This window comes from Stenotrophomonas thermophila (assembly GCF_001499715.1).
GTDB lineage: Bacteria > Pseudomonadota > Gammaproteobacteria > Xanthomonadales > Xanthomonadaceae > Stenotrophomonas > Stenotrophomonas hibiscicola.
The window spans coordinates 1-26,252 of sequence record NZ_CVIW01000013.1 but is presented as its reverse complement, the minus strand read 5'-3'; the positions used below and the strand labels follow the sequence as shown (position 1 = coordinate 26,252).

Genomic DNA, 26,252 nt, shown 5'->3' with positions numbered 1-26,252 from the left:
CACCCATACCTGCCTCTTAGAAGATATCGAACGCGGCGGCGTCGGCCTGCGGCGTATTGAGGTTCAGGTCGTAGTCGGTCAGGCGGTCCATGTCTTCCACCTTCACCCACTCGGTCGCGCCGTTGAGCGTGGCCTGGACCATGCCGCTGGGCGGCTCGTTCTGCGCGATCGGGGTGTCCTTCAGCGCGGTGCGCATGTAGTCGATCCAGATCGGCAGCGCCGCCTTGCCACCGTACTCGCGGTAACCCAGCGAGCGGAAGTCGTCGCGGCCCACCCACACGGTGGTCACGTACGGGCCACCGAAGCCGGAGAACCAGGCGTCGCGGTGGTCGTTGGTGGAGCCGGTCTTGCCGCCCACGTCCTCGCGGCCGAGCACCTTGGCCTGCACGCCGGTACCGCGCTGGACCACGTCGCGCATCATGGATACCAGCTGGTAGGCGGTGCGGGCGTCGATCGCGCGCGGGGCAGTGCGGGCGTCCGGGTTCGCCGGAACGGCGGCAGTTTCGGTCTTGGCTTCGGCCTTGGCCGCAGCGGCCGGGTCCACCTTCGGGGCCGGGGCGCCGAAGTTGAAGCCATCCACTACCTGGTTCACCGGCTGGTCGCTGCTGCCGGCGCAGTCGCGGCAGGCCAGCGCCGGGTTTTCCTTGAACACCAGGTTGCCGTCGCGGTCGTTCACTTGGTCGATCAGCCAGGTGTCCACGCGCGAGCCGCCGTTGGCGAACACGGCGTAGCCACGGGCCACCGACAGCGGGGTGAGCGAAGCAGTACCCAGCGACATCGACAGGTTCGGCGGCAGTTCCGATTCGGCGAAACCAAATTCGCTGATGTACTTGCGCGCGTAGTCCACGCCCATGCCATCGAGCAGACGCACCGAGACCAGGTTGCGCGACTGCACCAGCGCTTCGCGCAGGCGCATCGGGCCGCGGAAACCGCCGCCGTCGTTCTGCGGGGCCCAGGTCTTGCCGCGGCGGTCGCGGAACACGACCGGGGCGTCGAGCACGATCGAGGCCGGGTTGTAGCCCTTGTCGAAGGCTGCGGCGTAGATGAAGGGCTTGAAGCTCGAACCCGGCTGGCGGCGGGCCTGGGTGGCACGGTTGAACTTGTTGCCGGAGAAGCTGAAACCGCCCACCAGCGCCTTCAGTGCACCGCTGTGGGCATCCAGCGAGACCAGCGCGGACTGGCCGCGCGGGATCTGGTCCAGCAGCCACTCCCCTTCCTTGGCACCGGCACGCACGCGCACGATGTCACCGCGCTGCACCAGCTTGCCCGGGGTCTTGTTGGTCCACTTGGCGGCACCGGCCGGCAGCACGATCTCGGTCCGGTTGGCCAGCACCACCGTGGCGCTGCCATCGGCACCGGTGCTGGCGACGATGGCCGGCAGCAGGCCGGCCTGGCCGTACAGGCCACGCAGGTGTTCGGCCAGGGCGGCGGCGTCTTCACCGGCACCCACCTGCACCTGCTTCTCCACGCCGTGCCAGCCGTGGCGGTGGTCGTACAGCAGCAGGCCGTCGCGCACCGACTGGTTGGCGGCGGTCTGCAGGGTCGAATCGATAGTGGTAGTGACGTGGTAGCCCTTGTTGACCACGTCACCGCCGAAGCGGGCGATCATTTCCTGGCGCACCAGCTCGGCCACGTACGGGGCATCGACCTGCACCGGCGGCTCATGCGCGGTGGCGTGCATCGGCACGGCCTTGGCCGCGTCGGCCTCGGCCTGGCTGACGAACTTCAGGTCGGCCATGCGCTGCAGCACATAGTTGTCACGACGCTGGCGGGCGCGCTCCGGGTTGGAGATCGGGTTGCCCGAGGAGGGGAACTTGGGGATGCCGGCCAGCGAGGCCATCTCGTCCAGGTCCAGCTCGTTGAGCTTCTTGCCGTAGTAGAACTCGGCGGCGGCGGCCACGCCGTAGGCGCGGTTGCCGAAGAAACTCTTGTTCAGGTACAGCTCGAAGATCTCGTCCTTGCTCAGCTCGGACTCGATCTTCCGTGCCAGCAGGATCTCGGCCAGCTTGCGGGTGTAGCTGTACTCGGAACTGAGGAAGAACTGGCGGGCCACCTGCTGGGTGATGGTGGAGCCACCGGGGACGCGCTTGTCGTTGGTGGTGGCCAGCAGCCAGACCGCGCGGCCGATGCCCTTGTAGTCCACACCGCCATGCTCGTAGAAGCGGGCGTCCTCGGTGGCCAGGAAGGCCTGCTTCAGCTTCTCCGGCACGTCCTTCATGGTGATCGGGGTACGCCGGGTCTCGCCGAACACCGCCATCAGCTTGCCGTCGGCGGCATAGACGTACATCGGCTCCTGCATTTCCACGTCGCGCAGGGTCTGCACGTCGGGAAGCTTGGAGGACACGGCGTAGTACAGACCGCCCACGGCGGCCGCGCCGATCAGCGCCAGGACCAGGACAATCAGGAAGATCCAGCGCAGCCAGCGGCGGAGTCGAGTCATCGGGTTCAGATTCCGATTGCGAATTTCGTGGTCGCAGAGTATAGATTACGCAAGGTGGCGGCTGGGGTCGGCACCGGGGAGCGCAAGGGGAACAGTCAGGGGCTGCATCGTGAATCCGTGAGGAACTTCACAGCAGGGCCGTTGCCATTTGCTAAGAATACGTTATTAATGCTCGGGCGCAGGTCTTGCGTCCAAGTGCCCGTCGGCAGGGGAGAAACCGTGGGGCTCATCCCAAAAAGTCAGTCGCCGCTTGTAGGCGTCGACATCAGTTCGACTGCGGTAAAGCTTTTGCAGCTGTCCCGCAGTGGCAACCGTTTTCGCGTGGAACACTACGCTGTGGAACCTCTTCCGCCGAATGCGGTGGTGGAAAAGAACATCGTGGAAGTGGAGGCCGTAGGTGAGGCCATCCGCCGCGCGATGAACCGCTCGGGGAGCAAGGCCAAGCTGGCCGCTGCCGCCGTTGCCGGTTCGGCGGTGATCACCAAGGTGATCCCGATGCCGGCCGAGCTCGACGAGAACGACATGGAAGCCCAGATCGAGCTGGAAGCGGTCAACTACATTCCGTACCCGATCGAGGAAGTGAACCTGGACTTCGAGGTGATCGGGGCGATCCCGAACAACCCGGAGATGGTCCAGGTACTGCTGGCCGCGTCGCGTTCGGAGAACGTGGAACTGCGCCAGTCGGCCCTGGAACTGGGTGGCCTGCAGGCCAAGGTGATGGACGTGGAGGCCTTCGCGGTCGAGAACGCCTACGCCCTGGTCGCCAGCGAGCTGCCGGTGTCCATCGACGGCGTGGTCGCGCTCGTGGACATCGGCGCCACCATGACCACGCTCAATGTCCTGCGCGGCGGCCGCAGCCTGTACAGCCGCGAACAGGTGTTCGGTGGCAAGCAGCTGACCGACGAGATCATGCGCCGTTACGGCCTGAGCTACGAGGAGGCCGGCCTGGCCAAGCGCCAGGGCGGGCTGCCGGAAAGCTACGAGATGGAAGTGCTGGAGCCGTTCAAGGAAGCCACGGTCCAGCAGATCAGCCGCCTGCTGCAGTTCTTCTATGCAGGCAGCGAGTTCAACCGCGTTGACCACATCGTGCTGGCCGGCGGCTGCGCCGTGCTCGGCGGCCTGCCGGAAATGGTCGAGGAACAGCTGGGCGTGCCGACCGTGGTCGCCAACCCGCTGGCGCAGATGACCCTGGGGCCGAAGGTGAACGCACATGCGCTGGCCCAGGATGCCCCCGCGCTGATGATCGCAACCGGTCTGGCGCTGAGGAGCTTCGACTGATGGCACGCATCAATCTATTGCCCTGGCGCGCCGAGCGGCGCAAGCAACGCCAGCGCGAGTTCTACGCAATGCTGGGCATGGCCGCGATCGGTGGCCTGCTGCTGTCGCTGGTGATCTGGTTCTATTACGACCGCCAGGTGAGCGGCCAGATGGACCGCAACGCCTATCTCGAAGCCGAGATCGAAAAGGTCAAGGAACAGAACAAGGAGATCGACCGCCTTGACGCGCAGAAGGAACGCCTGCTGGCCCGCAAGAAGGTCATTGAAGAACTGCAGGCCAAGCGCTCGCAGATGGTGCACCTGTTCGATGCGCTGGTGCGCACGATTCCCGATGGCCTGGTGCTGACCGCGCTGAAGCAGGAAGGCGACGTGCTGACCCTGGAAGGGCGCACCCAGTCCAACGCCCGTGTTTCGGCGTACATGCGCAACCTGGAAACGTCCGGCTGGATGACCAACCCGGAACTGTCGATCATCGAAGCGCGTGACCCCGAGAAGGACAAGGACGGCAAGACCGGCCCGGTTGCGGACATCAAGGCGCTGCCCTATGTGTTCGTGGTCAAGGTGAAGCTGCCGGCGCAGAGTGAGGAAGTGGCCGGAACGCCAGGCCTCAACGCCGATGGTTCGGTGGCAACCCCGGCGCCGCCCGCAGTGGCCCCGCTTGCCGCCGGCCCGGATGCAGCGGCGCCTGCTGCACCGGCCGCAGGTCAGCCCGCTGCTGCACCGGCTGCACCGGCCGCCGCGCCGGTCAACGCACCTGCTGCCACCCCGGCCGCGCCGAACCCGCCGGCAGCCCCGGCTGCCAAGCCTGCGCCGAAGCCCGAGGGCAGCCGCCTGGCGCAGCCGCCGCAGGCCTTCAACGCCCCGCTGCAGGGGGATCGCGCATGAGCCAGAAAATCGATCTGAAGAACCTGGATTTCAACGATATCGGCAACTGGCCGCAGAAGGCCAAGATCGTCTTCTGCTCGCTGTTGGCGCTGGTGATCATGTTCGTTGCGTGGATGCTGCTGATCAGTGGCAAGCGCGAGGAACTGGCCGGCCTGGAATCGAAGGAAGTCGACCTGCGTGCCGAGTTCACCAAGCAGCAGGAGCGCGCGGTGAACCTGGCACCGCTGAAGCAGCAGCTGGCACAGATGGAACAGGTGCTGCAGCAGATGTTGCGGCAGCTGCCCAGCAAGACCGAAATGCCGGACCTGATCATCGACATCTCGCAGACCGCGTTGTCCAGCGGCCTGACCAACGAGCTGTTCGAGCCGGAGCAGGAGCAGGTCAAGGAGTTCTACGCCGAAAAGCCGATCAAGCTGCGGATGGTGGGCAGTTACCACCAGTTCGGTGCCTTCGTCAGTGGCGTGGCGTCGCTGCCGCGCGTGGTCATCCTGACCATGCACGACATCAACCTCAAGCCCAAGGACAAGGCCAGCGGCAACGCCCGCAGCGGTGCGCTGGAGCTGTCCGGCACGGTCAAGACCTATCGCTATCTGGATGAGACGGAAGTGCAGGCGCAGCAGGCTGTCGCCGATGCCGAAGCGAAAAAGAAGAACGGCAAGGGGGGCAAGAAGTGATGCGCACGTACATCGCACGCAGTGCAGTGGCGTTGGCGGTCCTGTTGCTGGCCGCCTGTGGCCGCGGCGTGACCAGCACGCCGGGTGATGCGCCGAATCTTGAAAAGTGGGTGGAAGGCGAGCGTGCACGACCGGCGCAGCCGCTGGAGCCGCTGCCGGTGATGCAGCAGTTCGAAACCTTCGAATACTCCGCACAGGGTCTGCGCGACCCGTTCACCGATGCCTGGACCAATCCGCAGCAGGGGAATGGCGGATTGCGTCCGGATCCGAACCGGCGCAAGGAGCCGCTGGAAGGCTTCCCGCTGGATGCACTGGACATGGTCGGTACCATCGGCACCGGCGCCGCTACCGTGGCGCTGGTGATGGGGCCGGACAAGGTGACCTACCGGGTACGCCCGGGTGGGTACCTGGGGCAGAGCGACGGGCGGGTCACGGCGGTCTTCGAAGACCACGTGGAGCTGATCGAACTGGTGCCGGATGGCGCGGGCGGCTGGCTGGAACGGCCTGCAACGCTCTCGCTTGAAGATCAATGATCGTTTACTGGGGATAGCACGATGACCTTTCACCAAGCCAAGGGGCTGCGTCCCATCCGGCGCTCTACCTTGAACCGTGTCAGCGCGTTGGGAGTCGCGCTGATGCTGGCCTGCGCTCCGGCGCTGGCCGCCGCACCGGCCGAGAAGCCGGTGGGCGCCACCGTGGCTCCGGCGGCAGCGCCGGCCGGCCTGTCGGTGGCCAAGATCGATTTCAAGCGCGGCGATGATGGCGCCGGGCGCCTGATCGTCCAGTTCGACGGCCAGGGCGCGGTGCCGGATCTGCGTACGCAGGGCAACAGCGTGGTGGTCGATGTCGGTAACGCTCGGCTGCCGGCCAACCTGCAGAAGCCGATGAACGTCACCGACTTTGCCACACCGGTGCAGCGCATCGACGCCAAGCCGTCCGGTGCCGGTACGCAGCTGGTGCTCAGTACCGGTGGCGCGGTGGAGTCGCTGGCCTACCAGAGCGGCAACGAGTACGTGGTGGAGATCAGCCCGCGGCAGGCGCCCGCCGCGGGGGGCGCGGTCACCGCCGGCAGCGTCACCCAGGCCGCCAAGGCGGTGGGGCAGCGTGGCTTCACCGGCAAGCCGGTGACCTTCAACTTCCAGGACGTGCCGGTGCGCACCGTGCTGCAGTTGATCGCCGAGGAATCCAATCTCAACGTGGTGGCCTCCGATTCGGTACAGGGCAATGTGACCTTGCGCCTGGTCAACGTGCCGTGGGACCAGGCGCTGGACATCGTGCTGCGCGCCAAGGGCCTGGACAAGCGTCGCGATGGCAGCGTCATCTGGGTCGCTCCGCAGGCTGAGCTGGCCAAGTTCGAGCAGGAGAAGGAAGACGCGCGCATCGCCATCGAGAACCGCGAAGACCTGGTCACCGATTACGTCCAGATCAACTACCACAGCGCCACGCAGATCTTCAAAGCGCTGACCGAGGCCAAGGGCATCGGTGGCGGTGGTGGTGGCGGCAATGGCGGTGGCGGCGGTTCGTCGCAGGAAGACAGTGGTTTCCTGTCCTCGCGCGGCCGTATCGTGGCCGACGAGCGCACCAACACGCTGATGATCAGCGACATCCCGAAGAAGATCGCGCGCATGCGTGAGCTGATCGGTGTGATCGACCGTCCGGTTGACCAGGTGCTGATCGAAAGCCGTATCGTCATCGCTACCGATACCTTCGCCCGCGAGCTGGGTGCGAAGTTCGGCATCAGCGGCAGCCGCGACAACGTGTACTTCAGCGGCAGCCTGGATGCCAATGCCGAAACCCGCAAGTCGCAGGTCGATACGGCGCAGGCCAACGCCAAGGCGATTCGTGAGTGGCAGGCCGGCGGCAGCGTCGGCCCGGCGCCGATTCCCAGCGGCCCGACCATCAAGCGCGGCCTGAACTGGAACCTGCCGGTGGCCGCAGCCAACAACCCTGGCTCGCTGGCGCTGTCGATCCTCAACGCAGGCTACCTGCTGGACGTGGAGCTGTCGGCCATGCAGGAAGAGTCGCGAGGTGAGGTGATCTCCAACCCGCGCGTGGTTACCACCAACCAGCGCGAGGCGATGATCAAGCAAGGCAAGGAAATCGGCTACGTCACCATCAGCGGCACCGGTGCTGCCGGTGGCGCCGGCTCCACACCGAACGTGCAGTTCAAGGAAGTGGTGCTGGAACTGCGGGTGACCCCGACTATCACCAACGACAACCGCGTGTTCCTCAACATGCAGGTGAAGAAGGATGAAGTCGACCGCCTGATCGAACTGCAGGGCTACGGCACGGTGCCGTCGATCAACCGCCGCGAGGTCAACACCGCGGTACTGGTCGAGGATGGGCAGACCGTGGTCATCGGTGGCGTGTACGAGTTCACCGACCGCAGCAGCATCAGCAAGGTGCCGTTCCTGGGCGACGTGCCGTTCCTGGGCAACCTGTTCAAGAAGCGCGGCCGCAACAAGGACAAGGCCGAGCTGCTGGTGTTCGTCACGCCGAAGGTGCTGCGCGTGGCCAAGCAGAACTGAGCCCGCGCCACCCGCGCAACGCAGAAGGGCCGCCATGCGCGGCCCTTCTGCGTTTCCACCCGTAGATCCACGACGCCCATGTCCAGTAGATCCACGTCATGCGTGGACGCTGTTCATCCTTTCTTGATGCCAATCGCAAGGCACCCTGCGATGATGTCGGGAACCCGTGCCGTCCCGCGCCGGTCAAAGGCCCCCATGAACCTGCCACCGCCGATGCCCGAAACCGTCTCGCCGCCGCCCGCGCCGGCCGCCTCTCGCCTGCATGGCGCCTTCACCCAGCTGCGCGATGCCCTGTCGGCCGAGATCGTCGGCCAGGCGGCACTGGTCGAACGCCTGCTGATCGCGCTGCTGGCCGATGGCCACCTGTTGGTGGAAGGCGCTCCGGGCCTGGCCAAGACCACGGCGATCCGTGCGCTGGCCTCGCGCCTGGAGGCGGATTTCGCCCGCGTGCAGTTCACTCCGGACCTGTTGCCGGCCGACCTGACCGGCACCGAGATCTGGCGCCCGCAGGAGGGCCGCTTCGAATTCGTACCCGGCCCGATCTTCCACCCGATCCTGCTGGCCGATGAAATCAACCGCGCGCCGGCCAAGGTGCAGTCGGCGCTGCTGGAAGCGATGGGCGAGCGCCAGGTCACCGTTGGCCGCCACACCTACGCGCTGCCGCCGCTGTTCCTGGTGATGGCCACGCAGAACCCGATCGAGCAGGAAGGCACCTTCCCGCTGCCCGAAGCACAGCTGGACCGGTTCCTGATGCATGTACGCATCGGCTACCCGGACCAGGCCGCCGAATCGGAGATCCTTCGGCTGGCCCGCGACCGCGCCCGTGGCGCGCTGGGCGAAGCCACACCGGCGGCGGAAAAGCTGCCGATGCAGGATGTGTTCGATGCCCGCCGCGAAGTGCTGGACCTGCACATGGCGCCGGCGCTGGAACGCTATCTGATCGAGCTGGTGCTGGCCTCGCGTGATCCGTCGCGCTATGACGCTGGCCTGGGCCGCCGCATTGCCTGGGGCGCCAGCCCGCGCGGTTCCATCGCGCTGGAACGCTGCGCACGTGCGCGCGCCTGGTTGGCCGGCCGCGACTTCGTCACGCCCGATGACGTGCGAGCGGTTGCCGCCGACGTGCTGCGCCATCGCGTACTGCCCAGCTACGAAGCCACCGCCGAAGGCTGGGACGGCGAACGCCTGGTGCAGGAACTGCTGGCCCGCGTGCCGGCACCCTGAGCCTGCGCATGGCCGATCCATCCCTGCACCACGCCTCTTCCGTCAGCGACGGTGACGGGCTGCGCCCGCAGCTGGCCGAACTGGTAGCGCTGCGCCGCCTTGCACAGCGACCGCCGCCGCCACGCCGTGGCCGCGCCGGCAACGCGGGGCAGGCGCCGTCGCCGCTGCGTGGGCGTGGCATGGAGTATGCCGAGTCACGCGAGTACGTGGCCGGTGATGATGCGCGCCATATCGACTGGCGGGTGACCGCACGCACCGGTCGTGCCCACACCAAACTGTTCCAGGCCGAACGCGAGCGGGTCAGCCTGATCGTGGCCGATACGTCGCCGGCGCTGTACTTCGGCACCCGCGTGCGCTTCAAATCGGTGCAGGCCGCACGTGCCGGTGCTGTCGCCGCGTGGTCGGCACAGCGTCGTGGTGATCGCATCGGCGCCCTGCGTGGCAGCGACCGTGAACCACCGATCGCACCGGCAGGTGGCCCGCGCGGCGTGCTGCGCGTGCTGGATGCGCTCACCCGGTGGTATGCGCAGCCCCCGGCCGATGACCTTGGCCTGGAGCGCGCGCTGGACCATGCCGGTCGCGTCCTGCGCCCGGGTGCACGCGTGCTGGTGCTGGCCGACCCGCAGCAGGCCATCCGTATTCCGCCTGCGCGCTGGAGTGCGCTGGCCCAGCACCATGACCTCAGCCTGGTGCTGCTGGTCGATCCATTGGAACTGCAGCCTCCATCGGCCGCGCTGCAGTTCCAGACTGCGCAGCAGCGCATCGGCCTGGACCTGCGGCGCAGCGAGGTGCAGGCGCACTGGCAGGCCCACTTCGTCGAACCATTGCAGGAACTGCGGCGCCAGCTGGGGGCGCGCCGTGTCGATGTGCAGGTGCTGACCACCGATGCGCCCAGCGATGCCTGGTTGGCACCATCGCCCACCGAGGTGCCGGCATGAGTGCCAACCTGCCGCTGCGCGATGTCCAAGTGCCACCGCCTCCGTCGTGGTGGCCACCGGCACCGGGCTATCTGATGATCGGCGGCGTGGTGCTGCTGTTGCTGGTGGCGATGGGCTTCGTGTGGTGGCAGCGCCGCCGACGCCGCCAACGCTGGTTGCAGCTGTTCGATCAGGAGCTGGCAACCACCGCCGATGCGGCTGCCGAACTGGCGGCGATCGCAGGGCTGCTGCGTCGCGCCGCGCGCCAGGCACAGCCCGGCAGTGAATCCCTGCGCGATGACGCCTGGTGGCAGCGCCTGGATCCGGAAGGCACGCTGCCCGCGGCACGTCGCAGTCTGCTGGCCGAAGGTGCCTATCGCCCGCGGGTGGACGCCAACGATGTGGCGGCGCTGCGCAGCTGGGCGCGCGAGCGCTACCTGGCCATGCTGCTGGAGCGCCGCCGATGAACCTGCTGGCAAGTTACTGGCCATGGCCGGACCTGCAGCTGGCGTGGCCGCTGGCCCTGCTGGCGCTGCCGTTGCCGTTGCTGATGCGCTGGTGGAAGCGTCGTGCCGACCCCGGCGCTGCGCTGCGCGTGCCCTATGCAGCGACGGAATTGGAAGCGCTGGCCGGTGGCGGCCGCGTTGATGTGTCGTGGCTGCGCACGCTGCTGTTGTGGCTGGGCTGGTGCGCGCTGTGCGTCGCACTGGCACGCCCGCAACAGCTGGGCGAAGCAATCACCCCGCCGCAGCAGGGCCGGCAGATGATGCTGGCGATGGACGTGTCCGGCAGCATGGGCGAGGGCGACATGGTGCTGGGTGGACAGGCGGTGGACCGCCTGACCGCAGCCAAGGCCGTGTTGGCCGATTTCCTGGATCGACGTGCCGGCGACCGCATCGGCCTGCTGATCTTCGGCGACCGCGCTTACACGCTTACGCCGCTGACGGCCGATCTGGCCAGCGTGCGCGACCAGCTGCGCGACAGCGTGGTTGGCCTGGCGGGTCGCGAGACGGCCATCGGTGATGCCATCGGCCTGGCGGTGAAGCGCCTGCGCAGCCAACCGGAGGGGCAGCGCGTGCTGATCCTGCTGACCGACGGCGTCAGCAACGCCGGGGTGCTGGAGCCGCTGCGTGCGGCGGAAGTGGCCCGCGCCGAAGGTGTACGCATCCACACCGTCGCGTTTGGTGGCGATGGCAGCATGCGCCTGTTCGGCATTCCCATTTCCGCCGACCAGGATCCGGTCGACGAGGCCACGTTGAAGAAGATTGCCAGCATGACCGGTGGCCAGTTCTTCCGCGCCCGCGATACCGCGCAGCTGGCCGGCATCTACGCCGAACTGGACCGGCTGGGGCCGATCGCGGCGAAGGGGCCAAGCCTGCGACCGCGCGAGGAGCGCTATGCCTGGCCGTTGGGCCTGGCGTTGTTGTTGGGTGCGTTGGCATGGGTGTGGCCGGAGCGCCGCCGATGATCGCGTTGGCATCCCATCTTCCCGACTGGAATGCGCTGCACTTCCTGCGCCCGGAATGGCTGTGGGCCTTGCTGGCTTTGCCGGTCATTCTTGCACTGGCGCTGTACCGGCAGCGGCGCAGCGATGTGTGGCGAACAGCGGTGGATGCCCACCTGTTGCCGCATCTGCTGGCCGCGGGCACGCGCCGCCGCGTACGCCTGCCCTGGGCCGTCCTGCTGGGCTGGACGCTGGCCTCGCTGGCCATGGCCGGGCCAAGCTGGCGCCAGCAGGCACAGCCGATGTTCCAGGCCAGCGCGCCGCTGCTGGTGGTGCTGGATCTATCCAGCCGGATCAATGCCACCGACCTGCCGCCGTCGCGCCTGCTGCAGGCGCGGGCGAAAGTGGGTGAGCTGCTGCGTGTCCGCCAGGGCGGACAGGTGGGCCTGGTGGTCTACGCCGAGGACGCCTACACCGTGGCGCCGCTGACCGACGACGGCAGCAATGTGGCGCTGTATCTGGACGCGTTGTCGCCGGATGTGATGCCACGTGACGGCCAGCGTGCCGACCGCGGTATCGACTGGGCAACGCGGTTGATGCGCCAGATCGGGGCGCTGCGGGGGCAGATCCTGCTGGTCAGCGATCACGCCGATGATGAAGCGGCACTGGCCGCAGCGCAGGCGCGCAGCCTGGGCCTGCAGGTGTCGGTACTGGGCCTGGGCACCCCCGCCGGGGCGGCCTACCGGGATGGCAGTGGGCAGATCCGCCAGGCTGCGCTGGATGAAGGCAGCCTGCGTGCCGTGGCCACCGCGGGCGGTGGCCGCTATGCCCGCATCGCCGCCGATGCCAGTGATCTGCGCGCACTGGGCGTACTGGATGCACGCGAAGGCACTGCAGCGCAGCGGCCGGGCGAGGGCAAGCAATGGCGTGATGAAGGGTTCTGGCTGCTGCCACCGGTGATGCTGCTGGCGTTGCTGGCCTTCCGCCGCCGCGCGCTGCTGGCGGCAGTGCTGGCGGTGGGCCTGCTGCCATGGATGAGCGACGTGCAGGCGCAGGCGCCTGCCGCGCCCGCCGCACCGCCAGCGCAGGGCACGCTGTGGAAGCGCGCCGACCAGGTGCAGCACCAGCGCTTGGCCGAAGGTGCGCAGGCGTACCGCAATGGCGATTTCGCCGGTGCCCGCAAGCAGTTCGAGGGCATCGACAGCGATGCGGGCTGGTACAACCTGGCCAATGCACTGGCCCGCCAGGGCCACTACGACGAAGCCATTGCCGCCTACGACCGCGCGCTGGCGCTGCATCCCGGCATGGCCGATGCGGTCGCCAACCGTGCCGTGGTCGATGCCGCGCGCAAGCGCAAGCAGTCCGGTGGCAAAGGCCAGGATCAGCAGAAACCACCGCAGAACGGGCAGCAGAAGCCACCGCAGAACGGCCAGGGGCAGCAGAATCCGCAGGGCCAGAAGCCGCAGCAGGGCCAGCAGGATCCTGGCCAGGGCCAGCCGCAGTCGGGCCAGCAGGGGCAGCCCAAGCCCGGTGACGACAAGAACCCGTCGAGCCCGCAGCCCGGCGAGCGCGGGCGCGATGGACAGCAGGCGCCACCACAGGTGGAGGATGCCAAGGCACAGGCCCGGGCCGATGAGCAGCAGCGCCAGCGCATGCAGCAGGCAATGCAGCAGGCACGTGAGGGCAAGGGCGAGCAGGATGGCAAGCCCGTGCCAGGCAGCGACGGCACCACCCCGCGCCAACGCGAGGAGCAACAGGCGGTGGAGGCGTGGATGCGGCGCGTACCGGATGATCCGGGCGCATTGCTGCGGGCCAAGTTCCAGCTGGAAAACGAACGCAGGAAGAGGGAAGGGCGATGACGCGGGCGATCAACATGCACAGGCACTGGCCCCGACAGGTACTGGCGGCGTTGCTGCTGTGGCTGCCGCTGCTGGCCTGGGCGCAGCCGCGCGCGTGGCTGGACCGCGACCGCATCGCGTTGGGTGACACGGTCATGCTCAATGTCGAGAGCGACCAGGGCACGCCGGACTTCACGCCGTTGCGTACCGACTTCGATCTCAGCGGGCAGACCAGCAGCCGCCAGGTGGAGTGGCGCAATGGCAGCATGCAGCAGCGCACTCTGTATGGCGTGGCACTCTCCCCACGGCGCAGCGGTGCACTGGTGGTGCCGGGTCTGCAGGTGGGCAGTGCACGTACCGCGCCGCTGACCCTTCAAGTGGATGCCGCTGCCGTGGCCGGCCCCGACAGCAACGCGGTGGCCTTCATCGAAACCGTTGTCGATGACGAGACGCCGTACGTGCAGCAGAGCGTGGGCGTGGTGGTGCGGCTGTATTTCGCCTCGCAGCTGGCGTCCGGCGAACTGGTGCTGGATACCCCGGCAGGCGCGTCGTTGCAGCGGGTGGGGGATGACCGCACCGATGTGCGGCAGGTCAATGGCCGTCGCTACAACGTGGTCGAGCGGCGCTTCCTGCTTGTTCCCGAGCGCAGCGGTGCACTCCGGCTGGCCGGTGCGCGCTTCAGTGGGCGCAGTGCCGGTGGCTTCTTCGACGATTTCTTCGGCGGCGGCGACGGGCGCATGAATGCCACCGGCGCCGACCGCACGTTGCAGGTACAGGCACAGCCGGCGCAGGCGCCGCAGCCATGGTTGCCGCTTCAGGGCCTGCAGCTGCGCTACACCAGTGCACCGGCCCGCGCCCATGCCGGTGAGGCGGCCAACGTGGTGGTCGAGGCGATTGCCGAAGGTGCCACCCGCGCGCAGTTCACCGACCTGCCGGTGCCCGATGTCGGCAACGCCGCACAGGTGTTCGCCGAACCCGCACAGTACGAAGAGAGCTTCAACGGCAGCACGCCGCGCCTGAAGATCACCCGCCGCTATTCGATCGTGCCGCGCCAGCCGGGTTCGCTGGTGGTGCCGGGGCCGCGCCTGCCGTGGTGGGACGTGCGCAATGGCAAGGCGCAGGAAGCAACGCTCCCGGACCTGACCCTGGCCGTGGCGGCCGCTAATGGCGGGGGCAGTGCTTCACCTGCGCCGCTGCCGCCGATCGATACCCAGGCTGCGCTGCCGGGGGCCGATGGCCAGGACAGCCGCATCGCGGCCACCGATCCGCGTGCCAGCGGCCTTGCCGAGCGTCCATGGCCGTGGATGGGCGCCGCCATTGGCCTGGCCTTGCTGTGGCTGCTGACGCTGTTGTGGGGCTGGCAGCGTGGCCGTCGCCCGCGCGTGGCGGCGCCTGTAGCGAGCAAGGGCGCCGTGCCGGCTGTGGCGACGGGGCGTGCCGGCGTGGCCGAACTGCGCCGCGCCTTGGATGGCGAAGGGTTCGACCAGGTGGAAGCACACCTGTGTGCGATGGCCGGCGTTGACCGCATCGAGCAGGTCATCGCGCGGCTCGATGACCCGGCCCAGCGGCAGGTGCTGCAGGATCTGCAGCAGGCCCGTTGGGGCGGGCAGGGTGATCTGGCGACCTTGCGTACGCGCCTGCGCGAGGTCTTCCGTGACGGACCGCACTGGTCGAGCGTTGTCGACGCCGCCAACACTGGGCTGCCGCCGCTGTACCCGCCGCGGCGAACCTGAACCGGCGCCGCTTGCGCGCTTTGTTAGAGTGCATTCATTTTTCGAGGAAACCCGCGCATGACAGCAGCTGCTGCCGACAAGAAGAAGTTGCCCCTGCATTGGAAGATGGGCATCGGCTTTGCGATCGGCCTGGTCCTGGGATTGATCGTGCACGCCCTGGGCGGCAGCGTCGAAGGTCTGCAGGCCGGTGCCAAGTGGGTAATGGACTACGTCACCACCCCGGCTTCGGGCCTGTTCCTCAACCTGATCTTCATGCTGATCGTGCCGCTGATCTTCTCGGCGCTGATCATGGGCGTGTCGGAGATGGGCGACATCCGCGCCCTTGGCCGCATCGGCTGGAAGACCCTGGCCTATACCGTGCTGCTGTCCGGCATTGCCGTGGGCATCGGCCTGGTGCTGGTCAACCTGCTCAAGCCGGGCGCCGGCGTGGATCCGCAGGTGGCCGCGATGATGCTGTCGGAGAACGCAGAGCGCAGCAAGGAAATCGTTGCCGGCATCCATGGCACGCCGAAGGGCATGGACATGCTGTTGTCGATCGTGCCGAGCAACGTGCTGCAGGCCGCGTCTGACAACGGCGCGATCCTGTCGCTGATGTTCTTCGCGCTGATGTTCGGCATCGGCATGGTGTTGACCGACGACGAGAAGGTCGCCCCGCTGCGCCGTGCCATCGAAGGCGTATTCGAAATCTCGATGACCCTGATCAACCTGGTCATCCGCCTGGCCCCGTATGCGGTGGCCTGCTTCATGTTCAATCTGGCCGCGCTGTTCGGCTTCGAACTGATCATCCGCCTGGGCGCCTACGTGGGCGTGGTGGTGCTGGCACTCGGCCTGCACATGGTGGTGACCTACGGTACGGCAGTGTGGCTGTCCGGCCGTTCGCCGCTGTCGTTCTTCCGCGATACCCAGGAAGCGACGGTGATGGCGTTCTCCACCGCTTCCAGCAACGCCACCCTGCCGACCGCACTGCGCGTGGCCGACCAGATGGGCCTGCCGCAGCGCGTGTCGCGCTTCGTGCTGACCGTGGGCGCCACCGCCAACCAGAACGGCACCGCGCTGTTCGAGGGCGTGACGGTGATCTTCCTGGCCCAGTTCTTCGGCGTGGACCTGAGCATCGGCCAGCAGATCATGGTGATGGCGGTCTGCATCCTCGGTGGCATCGGAACCGCCGGCGTGCCGTCGGGCTCGCTGCCGGTGGTGGCGATGATCTGCGCGATGGTGGGCGTGAACCCGCTCGGCATCGGCCTGATCCTGGGCGTGAACCACTTTCTGGACATGTGCCGTACCGCGCTGAACGTGACTGGCGACCTGGCCCTGACCACGCTGGTGGCCAAGGGCGAAGGCCACGATGGCCCGGCGCTGGGCCCGCAGCAGGACTGAGCCCGGATTCCCGCCCCGGACTCCGGGGGCGGTAGTGCCGGCCGCTGGCCGGGTACGCGTCATCACATGCGCGCTGCCGCTCCCACGTTTCGCGATGCGAATCGTGGGCCCCCCTTACCGGCCTCCACACCCCCGCGCCTAGGGCGCAGCCCCCGGACTCCGGGGGCGGTAGTGCCGGCCGCTGGCCGGCAACTTCATGATCTTCATTGAATTCTGCGCAGTTGGCGGCCAGCGGCCGGCACTGCCGGGCAAGGTGAACCGACCCCCGGCCCGGCGACTATGGGACAATAGGCCGCCCGCACGTCCGCGGCCGCCTCCCGATTCCGACAGAACCATGACGCAGCCTACCCGTCGCCAGTTGGCCAACGCCATCCGCTTCCTTGCCGCCGATGCGGTTGAAACCGCAAAGTCCGGCCACCCCGGCATGCCCATGGGCATGGCCGACATCGCCGAAGTCCTCTGGAACGACTACCTCCGCCATAACCCGAGCAACCCGCACTGGTTCAACCGCGACCGTTTCGTGCTGTCCAACGGCCATGGTTCGATGCTGCAGTACGCGCTGCTGCACCTGAGCGGTTACGACCTGCCGATCGAGCAGCTCAAGCTGTTCCGCCAGCTGGGCAGCCACACCGCCGGCCACCCGGAGCGCCACGAGACCCCGGGCGTGGAAACCACCACCGGTCCGCTTGGCCAGGGCTTTGCCAATGCCGTGGGCTTCGCCCTGGCCGAGAAGCTGCTGGCACAGCGCTTCAACCGTCCGGAGCTGGAAGTGGTCGACCACCGCACCTGGGTGTTCATGGGCGACGGCTGCCTGATGGAAGGCGTGTCGCATGAGGCCGCTTCGCTGGCCGGCACCTGGGGCCTGCACAAGCTGGTCTGCTTCTGGGACAACAACCATATCTCCATCGACGGCAACGTCGAAGGCTGGTTCACCGACAACACCCCGGAGCGTTTCGAGGCCTATGGCTGGAACGTGGTGCGCGATGTCGATGGTCATGACCCGGAGAGCATCAAGGCCGGCATCGAGGCCGCGCTGTCGCAGAGCGACAAGCCGACACTGATCTGCTGCCGCACCACCATTGGTTTTGGTTCGCCGAACAAGGCGGGCAAGGAATCCAGCCACGGCGCACCGCTGGGCAAGGACGAACTGGAAGCCACCCGCAAGCAGCTGGGCTGGGAATACGGCCCGTTCGAGATTCCGCAGGCGATCTACGACGGCTGGCGTGCCAACGGCGCCGGCACCCTGCGCCAGGCCGAGTGGGAACAGCTGTTCGACAAGTACGCCAGCCAGTACCCGGGCGAGGCCGCCGAACTGACCCGTCGTTCGCACGGCGAACTGCCGGCCGACTTCGTTGCCAAGGCCGATGCCTACATCGCCCAGGTGGCGGCTGAAGGCCCGACGATCGCCTCGCGCAAGGCCTCGCAGCTGGCCATTGAAGCCTATGCTCCGCTGCTGCCGGAAATCGTCGGCGGCTCGGCCGACTTGGCGCACTCCAACCTGACCCTGTGGAAGGGCAGCAAGTCCGTTGCCAGCGACGACGCCAACGCCAACTACGTGTACTACGGCGTGCGCGAGTTCGGCATGACCGCCATTGCCAATGGCCTGGCCCTGCACGGTGGCTTCATTCCGTTCGACGCCACCTTCCTGGTGTTCAGCGACTACGCCCGCAACGGCGTGCGCATGAGCGCGCTGATCCCGGCCCACGCCATCCACGTCTACACCCACGACTCGATCGGCCTGGGCGAAGACGGCCCGACCCACCAGCCGGTGGAGCACCTGGCTTCGCTGCGCTACATCCCGAACAACGACGTGTGGCGTCCGTGCGATGCGGTCGAGTCGGCGGTGAGCTGGAAGGCTGCGATCACCCGCCAGGACGGCCCGAGCTGCCTGGTGTTCAGCCGCCAGAACCTGCCGCACCAGCCGCGCAGCGCCGAGCAGATTGCCCAGATCGAGCGCGGCGGTTATGTGCTGGCCGATGCTGCTGGTACCCCGGACGTGATCCTGATCGCCACGGGCTCGGAAGTCTCGCTGGCCACCGAAGCCAAGGCCCAGCTGGACGCGGCCGGTATCAAGACCCGCGTGGTCTCGATGCCGTCCACCGACGTGTTCCTGCGCCAGGATGCGGCCTACCGTGAATCGGTGCTGCCAAATGCCGTGCGCAAGCGCGTGGCGGTGGAAGCCGGCGTCACCGGTTTCTGGCGCCAGTTCGTCGGCCTGGACGGTGCTGTGGTCGGTATCGACACCTTCGGTGCCTCGGCGCCGGCCGATCAGCTGTACAAGCACTTCGGCATCACCACCGCCCACGTGGTGGAAGCGGCCAAGTCGCTGTAAGCAGCATCGCAGCGTGATGCAGGAAAGGCCGGCGCACGCCGGCCTTTCCTTTTTTCTGTGGGGCGAATCGAATCGGTCGCCGTGCCGGTGGATCCACGCCATGCGTGGATGAGCGTTACATCGCGTCGCGCACGTCCATCAGCGCAAACCCCAGCAGGTTCAATCCGCGCCACCGCGCCGGGTTGTGCGCGTCGGCGTGGTCCTTGGCCAGGCCGATGCCCCAGATGAAATCCACCGGGCTGGCTTCCACCAGCACCCAACGCGCAGTGGCGCGCAGGAAGGCGCCCAGTTCCGGGTTCTGGCTGAACTTGGCGAGGTTGCCAGCCACCACCAGGTCGTAGCGCGCCTGTACCCAGCGCGCTTCATCGAAGCCTTCGATCTGGCGGCCCAGCGCCTTTGCCTTGTCCGGTGTGGCGCTGGTGATGATCTTGTCGAGCAGCGCGCTGGCGCCGAACAACCGCGCCTTGCCGGCCATCATGTAGTGCTCGGCGGTGCGGTAGTGCACGCCATCAATGTCGAAGCCGGCGTCATACCACTGGCTGAAGCAGGACGCAGACACACCGCTGCGCGGCGGCTGGTGGCCCCAGAAACACAGATAGCGCAGGTCTTCGCCTGCGGCCTGGCGTTGCTGCAGGTCGTGCAGGAAACGGGAATCGTCGCTCATAGGCATACGATAGCGCGTTGGGCACCACGCATCCGCCGGGCACGGCCCGGCGCTGCCCCTGCCTACGCGGTGCGGGCGAGGGCCAGGCGCAGCAGTCGCGCATCCAGACGCTCTGCGAAATCCTTCGGCGCCTGAAGGCCCATGCGCTGCAGGTACACCGCATCGCCGTCGCCTGCCGGTTGGCGCAGCGCTGCCCAGACGGTACGCAGCTTGTCGGCGCGCGTCTGCGTATTGGCCTTCAGCCAGGCCAGCGCCTTCACCAGCACCTGCTCGATCTCGTTGAAGTCGCTGCCCAAGGGATAGTCGGGCAGGCTACCATCGGCGCGGAACGGTGCCAGTGCCGCGGCCAGTGCCTGCGGCGTATTGCGCTGCAGGCGCTGCGGGTCGGGCTGGGACACCGCCAGCAGCTTGCGCGAGGCCTGCGCCTGCTGCAGCAGCTCATCCTGGAACGGCGCCTCGGTGATCGCGGTCATTGCGTGCACGCAGTCCTCGTCGGTCAGCCCGCGCAGGTCGGCGATGCCGTATTCGTTGAGGTAGATGTCGCGCAGGTGGCGGGGGATGGTGGTGTGCCCGTAGTTCCAGCGCACGTTGGATGCGCGCTGGCCCTTGTCATCGCGCGCGGCGCGGAACATCAGCACGCTGCGCGCTTCCGGCAGCGCATGTGCCATCGCCACGAAGTTGTATTGGCCGCCCACGCCGGATACCACGCGTCCATCGTCCAGCGCGTCCGACACCGCCGCGCCCAGCGCGGTGGCCATCATGCAGGAGTTGAAGAAGCGCGCATGGCGGCGCTGCAGGCGTTCCAGCGTTTCGTTGCCGCCGTACAGCTGGTTGATCTCGCTGATGCGGCGCATGCCGATCGCGCGGCATTCGTCTTCCGGCAACGTGCGCAGCCATTCGTAGAATTCCGGCGAGCCCAGGTAGAACGCGCCGTGCAGGTACTCACCCTCGGCGGCCAGGGTGGCGTGGTCGATCGACAACGTGCTGCCGTTCTCGATGCGCTGCATCAGCGCCAGGTCGTCGTGCACCTTGCGCTTGATCACCCCGGTCTGCACCAGTCGGCGGAAGCCCTCGTTGAGCATCTCGCTGCAGCCGTACAGGCCCACCTCGAACGGATCCAGCCCACCGATTTCCTGCACCAGCGGGTGGCTGACCAGCTGCGGATCCAGCGCATGCAGCACGCGGCGGTAGCGCGCGTTGTCGGTGTGCCGCAGCACCAGTGCATGGCTGAGTGCATCAGCCAGCGTGCCGATGCCGATCTGCAGGGTGCCGCCGTCGCGCACCAGCGTGCTGGCATACAGGCCGATGGCATAGTCGGCGTCGCCGACCGGCTGCCTCGGCAACCCGAACAGCGCGGGGTACGGCGGTGGGGGGGTGATCACCAGATCGAAGAACGTCACATCCACCGTGGCCGAGCCGCCCAGATAGGGCAGCTGCGGATCGATCTCGGCGATCATCAATGGGCGCGGCAGGCCGCGCGCGGTCATCGCATCCAGCGTGTCCTGGGTGATGTCGTTGTTGCACGACAGCGAAAGCCGGCGATCATCCGGCCGCATTGCCACCTTCTGCACGATCACCTGCGGCGCGCGCTGCGCCACCGCATCGGCGGCGTGGGTGTAGTTCAGGCTGGTATAGCTGGACTGCGCCTGCCGTGAACCGAGCAGGGCGCCGGACTGCATGTAGAACTCTTCCACCTGTACGTGCGCCGGCAGCGCGTCACGCGCGATCGCATCGGCATAGGCCAGGCGCGGGAAATCGTCGCCGAAATGGCGCTGCGCGAACGGTGCAAGGAAGCGCGCTTCCAGGCCGTTGCCACGTGCCTTGGGCGGGTTCAGCGACAGCGCGGTATACAGCTGCAGCGGCCGCGAAGGGTCGTGCTCGACGCGTGCGTACAGGGCATTGAGCAGCCGGTGCGGCTTGCCCAGTGCCAGCGGTGCCCCGACCCGCAGCGGCCCGTCCACGCGCGCAAACAACCAGTCGACAGCGGCGTCCAGGTCGGTGAGGTGTTCGGTCATGCGGGGCGGTCCTGCGTGTGGGGAGTGCAGGCATTACAGCATGTCGGGCTTGAACCGCCGTCGACGCGACACTTCGGTGCCGGCCACCATGAACTGCCCATCGCCGCGGTAGTGCACCGTGCGCGGCAGCTTCGGCCGTGGCGCTACGTGTGCGCGCACGATTTCCCAGATGAACAGATTGCTCGATGCAACCTGGCTATCGTCGTACAAGCGGCATTCGAAATTCGAGTGGCATTGCCCGACCAGCGGCGCGCCGACCTCGCGTGCGGGCAACGCGTCGAGCCCGAACCGGGCGAATTTGTCGACCTCGCGACCGCTGCAATTGCCGATGTCGACCACGGTATCGAGCAGCTCCACGCCGGGTACGTTGATCACGCACTCGCCACTGCCGACGGCCAGGGCATGGCTGTGGTTTTCATTCCAGAGGTAGGTGGCGACCAACGACGGCGAAAAGCCCATCACCATGTGCCAGCCCATCGTCATCAGGTTGCGCTGGCCGCGCCAGGCGGTACTGACCAGCACGATCGGGCCGGGTTCGAGGAAGCGGCGGGCCTGCTCGACCGGGAAATCCTTCTTGGGCAGCGCTTTCATCCGGGGCCTGGGGCGGGAGGAATCGATGCTGGCGCAGCCGGGATGAAACCGGAGTCGAGGGGCTTGACAGGCAGGACGATTACGCGCGTAATCGAAGAATCGATTACGGATGTAAACCATGATCCCTATCAGCGAAGCCGAAGCCGTTGTGATGGAGGTGCTGTGGCAGCAGGCACCGCGTAGCGCCGACGAAGTGATCGCCGCGCTGGCCCACCGCGACTGGGCCGAACCGACCATCAAGACCCTGCTCAACCGCCTGCTGACCAAGGGCGCGATCGCCGCCGAGCGCGATGGCCGGCGCTACCTGTATCGACCCCTGCTGCAACGCCAGGCATGGGTGGAAGCGCAGAGCCAGGACTTCATCGGGCGTGTCTTTGAAGGGCGCGTGGCACCGCTGGTCGCGCACTTCAGCGAACGCGGCCAGCTGAGCGCGCAGGACATCGCCGAACTGAAGAAGCTGATCCAGGAGCTGGACCATGAATGAGCTGCTCGACGGGTTGTTGCAGTCCAGCCTGTGGCTGGCGGTGGGCGTGCTGTTGCTGGCGGCGCTGCGACCGTTGCTGGTGCGGATGGGCGGCGCAGGGCTGGCCTACCGTAGCTGGTGGCTGCTGCCGATGCTGCTGGTGGCACTGATGCTGCCGTTGCCGCAGGTTGCGTTGTTGCAGCAGGTACCCACGCTGCCGCTGAAAGTGATGCCCGGTGCGCTTGATAGCGTGGCCGGGCATTCGCTTTCATGGGCCGGGCTGTTGTTCGCGCTGTGGGCGCTGGGCGCGGGCATCTGCCTGCTGCGCGACCTGCGCGCACAACGCCGTTTCGAACGGCGGATGGGTCCACTGACGCCGCGCACCGATGGCAGCTGGCAGGCCAGCGGCGATCCCGGCCTGCCCGCGCTGGTGGGCCTGTGGCGGCCGCGCATCGTGGTCGGCCCGGCATTCGACCAGCAGTTCAGTGCACAGGAGCAGGGCCTGATCCTGCAACACGAGCGCAACCACCGTCGCAACGGCGATCACTGGGCCAACGGCGCTCTGCTGCTGGCGCGCGTGGTGTTCTGGTTCCACCCGCTGCTGCCATGGGCCGCACGCCGCTTCCTGCGCGATCAGGAACTGGCCTGCGATGCCCGCACCATCGGTCCGCAGCCTGCGCTGCGCGGCCTCTATGCCAGCACGCTGCTGAAGGCGCAGCTGGTCCACCCGGTTGCGCCCGCGGTCTGCCATTGGCGCAGCCAACCCGTGTTGAAGGAGCGTATCGCCATGTTGAAGCAGTCCAAGCGGAAGGCATTGCCGTGGGTGTCCGGGCAGGTGCTGGTGGTCGGGTTGTGTGTGGGCATGGGCGCGGTGGCATGGGCCAGCCAGGGCGGTGCGGCCGGTGGCACCCGGATCGGTGTCGAGCCGTTCGAACATGCGCAGGACGATGCGGCCAAGGCGGGGTTGGACCGGCCGATCCAGGTGGACAAGATGCCGCCGCCGTCCTATCCGAAGTCCGCCGTCGAGCAACGCCAGGTAGGTGTGGTCAATCTGCGCATCGAAGTGGATGCACAGGGCCATCCGACCGATGTGCGGGTACTCAGTGCGACCAATCCGGGGGTGTTCGACGCCGTCTCCGTCGCCGCCGCGCGCAGCTGGACCTATCGTCCCGCGGTGAAGAACGGCAAGCCGGTGGCCGGTGCCGTACGCATTCCGATCACCTACGCCATGGATGACACCGAGGACGCGAAGTGAAGTCCGCGCCGCTGATGATGATGGCGGCGCTGCTGGTGGGGTGTGCAACCCAGGATCGCCTGACCACCGTCGATACCCGCAGCGAGAATGTCGGTCACCAGCGCCTGCAGCCGCAGGCGGGCGGCGGCAGTGGGCAGCTGCAGGTGTATTCGCTGGGTGCGACCGAGGGCTACCGGATGCCGCAACTGTACGCGGCACCGGACCCGGAGGTAGGCGATCGCGACCCGCGCGCGGAACTGGCGCCGACCACCATCTGCCTGCAGGTGGTGGTTGATGCCAACGGCGACGTCGAGCGCAGCCTGCCATTGACCGATCGCCCGGAGTGCGCGGCAGGTGCTGCGGGCGAGAATGCGCCCCTGCTGCAGGCAGCGCAGGAAGCCGTGGCGATGTGGAAGTACTCGTCCGCAGCGGTCTGCCACTTCGCGGCCGGCAAGGTGCCTGCCAATCGCGGTGACTGCCGCGGCGCCGAGCGTGTCGAACCGGTGGCCGTCACCCTGCAATACGCCTTTACCTTCGAGATCGTGAAGGGCCAGCACGTGGTGCGCACGCAGGGAAAATGATCGCTCGCGATGACCGGGGTAGCGCAGGGCCATGCCCGGCGGGCGCAGCGGCGTGGATCAGGCCCCGCCCTGGATGTTGGCCTTCACTGCGGGCTGCATCAGCTTCGGTTCTTCCAGCGTCGCATCGCGGGCCTGGCGCACGCTGACGAACTCCGCCTCGGCCACGCCGTCGTGCACGTGGATGTTGTGCGCGCGCTGTTCGCCGATGGTGGTCTCGTTGGCGAACCCGCGGCCACCCGGGCCGTAGTCGTGGCAGACGAATACGCGCGTCGCATCGGGCAGGGCCAGCAGACGCTGGATCGAGCGGTACAACTGCGCGGCATCGCCGCCCGGGAAATCGCAGCGGGCAGTGCCGCCATCGGGCATGAACAGCGAGTCGCCGGTGAACAGCGCATCGCCGATCAGATAGGCGATGCTGTCGCTGGTGTGGCCGGGCACGGCGATGACCTGACAGCGCAGTTCGCCCAGAGCGAAGGTCTCGCCATCGCTGAACAGGCGATCGAAGATCTCATCGGCGGCCGGAAGCTGCAGGCCGTAGCGCGGCGCAAAAGTGGCCTGCACCGCACGGATGCCTTCGCCGATGCCCAGCGTGGCCTGCGGAAAGCGGTGCTTGAGCCGGCGCCCTGCCGACACATGATCGGCGTGGGCATGCGTCTCCAGCAGCCAGCGCAGCTGCAGGCCTTGTTGTTCGATGGCCTTCAGCACGGCGCGCAGCGGTGCTTCGCTGCTGGCGTCGGTATCCGGGTCGTAGTCCAGTACCGGGTCGATCAGCGCTGCCTCGCCACTTGCCGGGTCGCTGACCAGATAGCTGAAGGTGTTGCTGTCACGGTGGAAGAACGACTGAACCTGGACCGACATTGGAACGCTCCTCAGCGCGTGCCGAGCACGCGGTTCAGCAACTGCGCCAGGTTCTCACCGGCCAGTCGCAGCTGCGCTTCGGCCAGCGGCCGGTAGCGCTCGGTGTATTCGTCACCGATTTTACGCGTGGCCGGATAAACGCCGGCTTGCATGGAAATGCGGCAGCTGGCCTCGGCCCACGTCTGCGGGTCGCGCTGCGGGTTGGACTGGCGCGCCAGCTTCGGCGCGCGCTGGCTCTGCAGCACCGGCAGATAGCCGGCATCGTCCAGCTTGCGGGTGTTCAGCATGCCGCTGTCCCACAGCGAATGCAGGTTGGTACCACGGTTGCCGAACTGCAGCTGGAAATCGTTGCCGCCCTTGTCGTGGGCGTAGCCGGCGTGCATCGGCTGGTGGATGTCGCCGACCAGATGCACGACGAACTTCAGCGCCTGCAGGCGCTCGCCGTCGGTCAGGCTGCGATCGCCGAGGATGGCGCTCTGTGCCTTCAGGGCCTCGACGATGCAGTTGCCGTTTTTGCAGTGCTTCGGTGCTTCGTAGTGGCAGTTGTCTTCGGCGATGTTGACGTAGTGCCAGCCGGCCGAGCGGCGGCCCAGGCCCGGGTCCTTGGCGCGCAGCTGGTCAGCCCACGGCGCGATGCTGGCCAGCGTGGCGTCCGGTTCGGTGGCCAGCAGGCGGTCCACTTCGGCGCGGGCGGCGGGGCTGAGGCGGGCGTCGGCGACTTCGGCAACAAGGCGGTGGCCTTGCGCGCCCCAGGCATGTGCGGGGGCGGAGACGGACAGCAGGGCCGGCGCCAGGGCGACGGCGAGGAACAGGGAGTGCAGGGCTTTCATGTGCACATTCTAGCGGGGGGAGATGGATTGGAGAGCGGCGCGTTCCTGTCTGCTTAGGGCTGGCTGCAGGGGCAGGCGCTGCGGGACACGCTGCAAGTACATCCCTGTAAGCTCGGCCGCGGCATCCATGCCGCGGACGGTCCCGCAGCGCCTGCCCCTGCAGCCCCCATCCAACATGGCCGCGGAGGCGGATGCAAACGTCAAAGGCAACATCAAAAACGAATGCAGGATCAAAATCCGCCTTCTGCAATTGCAGGCAACCATTACGCCTCGGATGCACGGTTCTGCTCTTGCCTTTGCTTGAGCTGGCACGCGCGCAGTGGTTGGACGGGGCCCCGCTCCCCGCCTCG

General features: G+C 67.5%; 22 protein-coding genes. 16 read left to right on the top strand and 6 right to left on the bottom strand.

Features of this window, described 5'->3' with window-relative positions; genetic code table 11:
- Positions 1–16 precede the first annotated feature (16 nt).
- Complete coding sequence (locus BN1263_RS08465) at positions 17–2,440, bottom strand: penicillin-binding protein 1A (RefSeq protein WP_058980505.1); 2,424 nt, start codon at positions 2,438–2,440, stop codon at positions 17–19.
- Between the two features lie 219 nt (positions 2,441–2,659).
- Between BN1263_RS08465 and pilM the strand changes: the two genes are divergently transcribed.
- The 13 genes from pilM to tkt all read left to right on the top strand — a co-directional run bounded on the left by pilM (position 2,660) and on the right by tkt (position 18,666).
- A complete protein-coding gene (gene pilM / locus BN1263_RS08460; RefSeq protein WP_005410860.1) occupies positions 2,660–3,718 on the top strand; it encodes a pilus assembly protein PilM in 1,059 nt (352 codons plus the stop codon).
- A complete protein-coding gene (locus tag BN1263_RS08455) occupies positions 3,718–4,602 on the top strand; it encodes a PilN domain-containing protein (RefSeq protein ID WP_058980504.1) in 885 nt (294 codons plus the stop codon). The genes pilM and BN1263_RS08455 overlap by 1 nt, the downstream gene beginning before the upstream one ends.
- A complete protein-coding gene (gene pilO, locus BN1263_RS08450) occupies positions 4,599–5,276 on the top strand; it encodes a type IV pilus inner membrane component PilO (RefSeq protein WP_021203696.1) in 678 nt (225 codons plus the stop codon). Before BN1263_RS08455 ends, pilO begins: the two co-directional genes overlap by 4 nt.
- Positions 5,276–5,809 carry a pilus assembly protein PilP gene (locus BN1263_RS08445; RefSeq protein ID WP_019659994.1) on the top strand — a complete coding sequence of 178 codons (534 nt, stop codon included), beginning with the start codon at positions 5,276–5,278 and terminating at the stop codon, positions 5,807–5,809. The genes pilO and BN1263_RS08445 overlap by 1 nt, the downstream gene beginning before the upstream one ends.
- Before the next feature lie 21 nt (positions 5,810–5,830).
- The gene (locus BN1263_RS08440; protein WP_058980503.1) at positions 5,831–7,804 is read left to right on the top strand and encodes a type IV pilus secretin PilQ; all 1,974 of its coding nucleotides are present in this window, start codon (positions 5,831–5,833) and stop codon (positions 7,802–7,804) included.
- Positions 7,805–7,999: 195 nt separating this feature from the next.
- The gene (locus BN1263_RS08435) at positions 8,000–9,025 is read left to right on the top strand and encodes an AAA family ATPase (protein WP_058980502.1); all 1,026 of its coding nucleotides are present in this window, start codon (positions 8,000–8,002) and stop codon (positions 9,023–9,025) included.
- Between the two features lie 8 nt (positions 9,026–9,033).
- Entirely contained in the window at positions 9,034–9,963 is a 930-nt protein-coding gene (locus BN1263_RS08430) for a DUF58 domain-containing protein (protein ID WP_058980501.1), read from the top strand.
- Entirely contained in the window at positions 9,960–10,409 is a 450-nt protein-coding gene (locus tag BN1263_RS08425) for a DUF4381 family protein (RefSeq protein WP_058980500.1), read from the top strand. Before BN1263_RS08430 ends, BN1263_RS08425 begins: the two co-directional genes overlap by 4 nt.
- Positions 10,406–11,410, top strand: a complete 1,005-nt coding sequence (locus BN1263_RS08420) for a vWA domain-containing protein (RefSeq protein WP_058980499.1) — start codon at positions 10,406–10,408, stop codon at positions 11,408–11,410. Before BN1263_RS08425 ends, BN1263_RS08420 begins: the two co-directional genes overlap by 4 nt.
- Complete coding sequence (locus tag BN1263_RS08415; protein ID WP_058980532.1) at positions 11,407–13,245, top strand: VWA domain-containing protein; 1,839 nt, start codon at positions 11,407–11,409, stop codon at positions 13,243–13,245. Before BN1263_RS08420 ends, BN1263_RS08415 begins: the two co-directional genes overlap by 4 nt.
- Positions 13,242–14,957 carry a BatD family protein gene (locus BN1263_RS08410; protein WP_058980498.1) on the top strand — a complete coding sequence of 572 codons (1,716 nt, stop codon included), beginning with the start codon at positions 13,242–13,244 and terminating at the stop codon, positions 14,955–14,957. Before BN1263_RS08415 ends, BN1263_RS08410 begins: the two co-directional genes overlap by 4 nt.
- Before the next feature lie 57 nt (positions 14,958–15,014).
- Positions 15,015–16,334: a dicarboxylate/amino acid:cation symporter gene (locus BN1263_RS08405; RefSeq protein ID WP_058980497.1), complete on the top strand. Its 1,320-nt coding sequence runs from the start codon at positions 15,015–15,017 to the stop codon at positions 16,332–16,334.
- Positions 16,335–16,668: 334 nt separating this feature from the next.
- Positions 16,669–18,666: a transketolase gene (tkt, locus tag BN1263_RS08400; RefSeq protein WP_058980496.1), complete on the top strand. Its 1,998-nt coding sequence runs from the start codon at positions 16,669–16,671 to the stop codon at positions 18,664–18,666.
- A gap of 115 nt (positions 18,667–18,781) precedes the next feature.
- On the opposite strand, the gene ybiA is transcribed toward tkt, so the two are convergent.
- The 3 genes from ybiA to BN1263_RS08385 all read right to left on the bottom strand — a co-directional run bounded on the left by ybiA (position 18,782) and on the right by BN1263_RS08385 (position 21,936).
- The gene (gene ybiA / locus BN1263_RS08395; RefSeq protein ID WP_058980495.1) at positions 18,782–19,330 is read right to left on the bottom strand and encodes a riboflavin biosynthesis intermediates N-glycosidase; all 549 of its coding nucleotides are present in this window, start codon (positions 19,328–19,330) and stop codon (positions 18,782–18,784) included.
- Between the two features lie 62 nt (positions 19,331–19,392).
- The gene (locus tag BN1263_RS08390) at positions 19,393–21,345 is read right to left on the bottom strand and encodes an acetyl-CoA hydrolase/transferase C-terminal domain-containing protein (protein WP_058980494.1); all 1,953 of its coding nucleotides are present in this window, start codon (positions 21,343–21,345) and stop codon (positions 19,393–19,395) included.
- Positions 21,346–21,378: 33 nt separating this feature from the next.
- Positions 21,379–21,936 (bottom strand): flavin reductase family protein, encoded by a 558-nt coding sequence (locus tag BN1263_RS08385; RefSeq protein WP_058980493.1) that lies wholly within the window; start codon positions 21,934–21,936, stop codon positions 21,379–21,381.
- A 118-nt stretch (positions 21,937–22,054) separates the two neighbouring features.
- On the opposite strand from BN1263_RS08385, the gene BN1263_RS08380 reads away from it, so the two are divergent.
- From BN1263_RS08380 to BN1263_RS08370, 3 genes are read left to right on the top strand one after another with little or no spacing between them, the layout of a single operon-like run.
- Positions 22,055–22,420, top strand: coding sequence for a BlaI/MecI/CopY family transcriptional regulator (locus BN1263_RS08380; RefSeq protein ID WP_058980492.1), 366 nt, complete (start codon positions 22,055–22,057; stop codon positions 22,418–22,420).
- Complete coding sequence (locus tag BN1263_RS08375) at positions 22,413–23,654, top strand: M56 family metallopeptidase (protein WP_058980491.1); 1,242 nt, start codon at positions 22,413–22,415, stop codon at positions 23,652–23,654. The genes BN1263_RS08380 and BN1263_RS08375 overlap by 8 nt, the downstream gene beginning before the upstream one ends.
- Positions 23,651–24,214 carry a hypothetical protein gene (locus BN1263_RS08370; RefSeq protein WP_058980490.1) on the top strand — a complete coding sequence of 188 codons (564 nt, stop codon included), beginning with the start codon at positions 23,651–23,653 and terminating at the stop codon, positions 24,212–24,214. Before BN1263_RS08375 ends, BN1263_RS08370 begins: the two co-directional genes overlap by 4 nt.
- A gap of 57 nt (positions 24,215–24,271) precedes the next feature.
- Here the strand turns inward: BN1263_RS08370 and BN1263_RS08365 are convergent, their stop codons facing one another.
- Together BN1263_RS08365 and BN1263_RS08360 are read right to left on the bottom strand one after the other, a co-directional pair.
- Positions 24,272–25,072, bottom strand: a complete 801-nt coding sequence (locus tag BN1263_RS08365; RefSeq protein ID WP_058980489.1) for an MBL fold metallo-hydrolase — start codon at positions 25,070–25,072, stop codon at positions 24,272–24,274.
- Between the two features lie 11 nt (positions 25,073–25,083).
- On the bottom strand, positions 25,084–25,902 hold the full coding sequence (locus BN1263_RS08360) for a S1/P1 nuclease (protein ID WP_058980488.1): 819 nt from the start codon (positions 25,900–25,902) through the stop codon (positions 25,084–25,086).
- Positions 25,903–26,252 lie beyond the last annotated feature (350 nt).